The organism is uncultured Dialister sp. (assembly GCF_900538805.1).
Classification (GTDB): Bacteria; Bacillota; Negativicutes; order Veillonellales; family Dialisteraceae; genus Dialister.
This window is the reverse complement of record NZ_UPZP01000134.1, coordinates 1-4,664: the sequence shown is the minus strand read 5'-3', so window position 1 is coordinate 4,664 and position 4,664 is coordinate 1. Positions and strand designations below refer to the sequence as shown.

4 protein-coding genes are annotated in these 4,664 nt (G+C 47.4%); all 4 read left to right on the top strand.

All coding sequences use genetic code 11. The features are described from left to right. Positions 1 to 430 precede the first annotated feature (430 nt). Positions 431 to 976 (top strand): glutathione peroxidase, encoded by a 546-nt coding sequence (locus tag QZQ29_RS08930; protein WP_296962485.1) that lies wholly within the window; start codon positions 431 to 433, stop codon positions 974 to 976. Between the two features lie 391 nt (positions 977 to 1,367). Beyond that, positions 1,368 to 2,129, top strand: coding sequence for an HAD-IIB family hydrolase (locus tag QZQ29_RS08925; RefSeq protein ID WP_296962483.1), 762 nt, complete (start codon positions 1,368 to 1,370; stop codon positions 2,127 to 2,129). A gap of 29 nt (positions 2,130 to 2,158) precedes the next feature. After that, a complete protein-coding gene (locus QZQ29_RS08920; RefSeq protein ID WP_296962481.1) occupies positions 2,159 to 2,551 on the top strand; it encodes an HI0074 family nucleotidyltransferase substrate-binding subunit in 393 nt (130 codons plus the stop codon). A 57-nt stretch (positions 2,552 to 2,608) separates the two neighbouring features. Next, a partial coding sequence (locus QZQ29_RS08915) for a DNA methyltransferase (RefSeq protein WP_296962479.1) occupies positions 2,609 to 4,664 on the top strand: 2,056 nt, incomplete at its 3' end.

The window sequence follows — 4,664 nt, the reverse complement described above, 5'->3', positions numbered from 1 at the left end:
TTTAAGGAGTCCCATGACGAAGCAGTGCATAAAAATTCTTATAAAAGCAGACTCTATGAATTAATCAGTGCTTCCCTGAGATTCATCTCCCTTTGGCGATGGTCATAAAAGGGAAATATGATCATCGCCTTCTTTCTAAAATCCCTTCCGTAAAGGAAGTTCCTATATGGGAAGAAAATTTTTCCTCCCTTCATCTTTCTCCCTTTTTGGTAATAGCATTCCGTAAGGATGTTATTATACAGGTTCTCATAGGAGCGCACTGCTCCAACCCCTTTTGAAGCGGCCAGTGACCGCTTCTTCTTTTTACTTGCAAACTTCGACGAAATTCGATATAATAAAGATATCAGATAGATAAATATCGTTTTACCATGAATAATGATTTGACAGGCGGCGCTGCCGCCATGTGGGGAAATGCCCCGGGAGGTTTAGTATGAACGTTTACGATTTTAAAGCAGTCAATGGAAAGGGGCAGGAAATTTCCCTGTCCGACTACAAGGGCAAGGTTCTTCTCATTGTGAATACCGCCAGCAAATGCGGCTTCACGCCCCAGTTTGAAGGACTGGAAAAGCTGTACAATGCCTATAAAGACAGGGGCTTCGTGGTGCTGGGCTTCCCATGCAACCAGTTTGCAGAACAGGACCCCGCAAGCGACGGAGAAATCCAGGAATTCTGCCGCCTGAACTATGGCGTCACCTTCCCCATGTTCCGTAAAGGCAATGTACGCGGTGATGATGCCCAGCCCCTCTTCAAGTACCTCACAAAGGAAAAGGGCTTCCAGGGCCTGGACATGGACCATCCCAATGCAAAGGTCCTTCTGGACTTCATCAAAAAGAACTATCCCCATTTCCTGGACGACGATTCCATTAAATGGAACTTCACTAAATTCCTCATCGACAGAGAAGGAAATGTGGCAGCACGCTTCGAACCCACCAAGACACCGGAAGCTATCGCTCCGGAAATCGAAAAACTGCTGTAATGGCGATTGAAAAAAGCGGTGAAAAATGGTTGACCATTCCTTCACCGCTTTTTTATTGCGCCCACCTTCCCGCCGACCGGTATTTACTACCTTTTGTCTCAACGGCGCCATGTACCGAGATTCTTCGCTGGCGCTCAGAATGACTGCAGGGCAGGAAGGCAGGCGCGTAACGCTGACTTCATATTCATCGCCCGCAGGGCGATACCTTCCCCTCTGAACCCTTTGAACCCTCTGAACCTTTTGAACCCTTTGAACCCTCTGAACCCTCTGAACCTTTTGAATCTCCCCTATGAATCCAGGCCGCAAAGCGGCCCCTTTGAACCCTCTTTCCCATATGGTACTATAATAAGAAATAAGAAAAGAACGCATCAACCAGAAGAGGAGGCAGAGGATGAAGAAATATTTCTTTTTTGATATCGACGGCACACTCACCACGCCGCTGACAGCGGATTATCCGGAAAGCACGAGGGAAGCGGTGAAGGAACTGATCCGCCGGGGCCACTTCGTATCGCTGGCCACCGGCCGCATGCAGGCGGATGCCTTGGAAGTGGCAAAGACCCTGGGCATTCCGGCCCTGGTGTCCGACGGCGGCAATGCGGTCACCATTGACGGGACCATCCTCTATGACGAAGGACTGCCCCTTCAGGACTGCTTCAGGACCCTTTCGGAAATAGACGAAGAAAGGCATCCCTGGGCGGCGGCTCCCTATAATAAAAAATACCGCATTACCCGGACGCCCCTCTATCTGGAAAAGGTGAAGGACCGGTATTACGAAACAGAAGTGAATCCATCCTTTGATTTCCGCAAAGTCAGCGCCATTCACAAGATTTTCGTGGCCTGCACCAAAAAAGAAAAAGATGATATCCCCCTCTATACCCTGCCCCACGTATGGTTCAGTGCCGACACCATGCTCATCGAACCGGTGCATAAGGAAAGGGGCATCATGGAAATACAGAAACGGTTCCACATCCCCGATGAAGACATCGTGGTTTTCGGCGACGGCATGAACGACCGCACCATGTTCCGTAAAGAATGGCTCCGCATCGCCATGGGAAACGCCAAACCGGAACTCAAAGCCCTTGCCAGCTACATCACCGACCGGGCCGACGAAGACGGCATCTACAACGCCTGCCGCCACTTCGGGTGGATTTGAGAAGTCAGGATTAAGGAAGGCTGTTTTATATGAGGGAATTTGAGAATTTCTGCAAAACAGTGGATAATTTGGAAGAAATCAATCGCAGGATTCCTCCCTATGATGTGGTTGTGACTGCGGGGCTATGCTCCCTTTTCGTCCAATGTTTTGAACAGGCATGGTGCGTAATGAAAGAATATCTTATGCAGAAAGGATGGGAAGGGGTGGATACTGCTTCTCCACGGCAGATATTGAAGATGGCATCAGAAGCGGGCCTGATTCATGATGAATCGAACTGGCTGAAAGCCATGAAGGAGAAAAGTCTTGCGCTCTATGTCTTTCATCAGGAAGTGGCGGATACAATGATTACAGACACGCGAAATATTTTCCTTCCTCTTTTCCGTGACCTGCGGGATGAGTTGGGAAAAAGAGATGAAATGTAAAGAGGCGGGGCTGCCGCCCCGCTATTTTGTTGACTGGATAAAGGTGGATTCCAAGGTATGATAAAACCGGCTGAACAGAAAAAGGCAGCAAAGGCTTTTGCTGCGGAATGGGCCAGAGACTGCAAGGAAGATGGAAATACAGCGCCTTTCTGGCTGTCCCTGCTTCGTGATGTATACGGTGTGGAACATCCGGAACAGGTCATTTCTTTTGAAGATACGGTGAAGCATGAAGAAAAGGGAAACTCCCTTTTTGTGGACGCCTGGATTCCGTCCATGCGGGTAATCATTGAGCAGAAGAATGCCGATGCACCGTTGGATAAGAAATATCCAAGACACGGCAGGATGCTTACACCCTATGAGCAGGCCTTTGAATACGACCAGACCCAGCCGGTGGACCGGAGGGCCAGATATATCGTTGCCTGCAATTTTCATGAATTCTGGATTTACGACATGAATGAGCCCGAAGCTTTCCGAAAGGCCATCAAGCTTAAATTAAGCGACCTGCCGGACCATTACGACCAGCTGAATTTCCTTGTTAATACCAATTATAAACCTACGGACATGGAAGAAGTGAAGGTGTCCGTCAAGGCGGGAGAGCTGGTAGGGAAGCTTTACGATGCCTTTGCCCAAGTCTATCGGGAGTACCAGCCTGCTGATTATACAGAGGAAGATAAGAAAAAAGACATGCACGACCTGAATGTCCTCTGCGTCCGCATTGTGTTCTGCCTGTATGCGGAAGATTCAGGGCTGTTCGGTGCGCCGGACGCTTTCCGCCACTACCTTGGTACATGGAAGATAGAAAATACCAAGGAAGCCCTGGAAAAGCTCTTTGCCGTTCTTGATACCAAAATAGAAGAGCGCCCCAGGTTTCTGGACAGTAAACTTTCTTCCTTCCCCTATGTGAATGGCGGCCTGTTTCATGATGATACCATTGAAATCCCGCCTATCAATAAGGAAATCTATGACATTATCTATGAAGATATGTCCAAGGGCTTCGACTGGAGTGCCATCAGTCCCACCATCTTTGGAGCCGTCTTTGAAAGCACATTGAATCCGGAAACCCGGCGTTCCGGCGGCATGCACTATACCTCCATCGAAAATATCCACAAAGTCATCGACCCCCTCTTTCTGGACGACTTGAAGAAAGAATTCAATACCCTGGTTTCCATTCCCGATTCCGAAAAATTCAGCACAAGACGAAAAGAAACGGCCTTGAAATGGGAATACCGGCAGAAATTGGAAGATTTCCAAAATAAACTGGCTTCGCTCACCTTCCTGGACCCTGCCTGCGGCTCCGGAAATTTTTTGACGGAAACATTCATCTGCCTGCGTCGGCTGGAGAACCGGGTCATCCGGGAGCTCACCGGCGGACAGGGATTCCTTGACCTGTATAATCCCATCAAAGTGTCCATCAAACAATTCTACGGCATTGAAATCAATGACTTCGCCGTCACCGTGGCAAAAACGGCCCTCTGGATTGCCGAATCCCAGATGATGCAGGAAACGGAAGATATTATCGTTCGGGAAATCAATTTTCTGCCCTTGAAAACAAATGCCTATATCCACGAGGGAAATGCGCTGCACATGGACTGGAATGATGTGATTCCGGCGGCAAAGCTGTCATATCTGCTTGGAAATCCACCTTTTGCCGGAGCTAGAATTATGGGAAAAGCACAAAAGGACGATATTAAGTTTGTATTTGGGAAATGGAAAAACTCTGGCAATTTGGACTATGTCTCCTGCTGGTATAAACTGGCAGCAGATTATATGAAATGCACAAATATTATGGCAGCCTTTGTCTCAACAAATTCAATTTGTCAGGGGGATAGCGTAGGTATTTTATGGCAGCCGTTATTTGAAATGGGACTGCATATTAATTTTGCTTATAAAACCTTTATCTGGAATAGCGAAAGTAATAACAAGGCGCATGTTCATTGTGTAATTGTTGGTTTTAGCTATAAAAATAAACTGGATAAAAGCTTGTATGATGATGACCATTGTAGTCAGGTAAATAATATAAATGCATATTTGGTAAATGCTGAAAATGTATTTGTTGAAAGCAGGGATTGTCCACTTTGTGATGTCCCTGCAATCGGAATTGGAAATAAGCCTA

Bases quoted from the DNA above. Each gene is read 5' to 3' on its own strand.
- QZQ29_RS08930 (WP_296962485.1), top strand. From the start codon at position 431: ATGAACGTTTACGATTTTAAAGCAGTCAATGGAAAGGGGCAGGAAATT.
- QZQ29_RS08925 (WP_296962483.1), top strand. From the start codon at position 1,368: ATGAAGAAATATTTCTTTTTTGATATCGACGGCACACTCACCACGCCG.
- QZQ29_RS08920 (WP_296962481.1), top strand. From the start codon at position 2,159: ATGAGGGAATTTGAGAATTTCTGCAAAACAGTGGATAATTTGGAAGAA.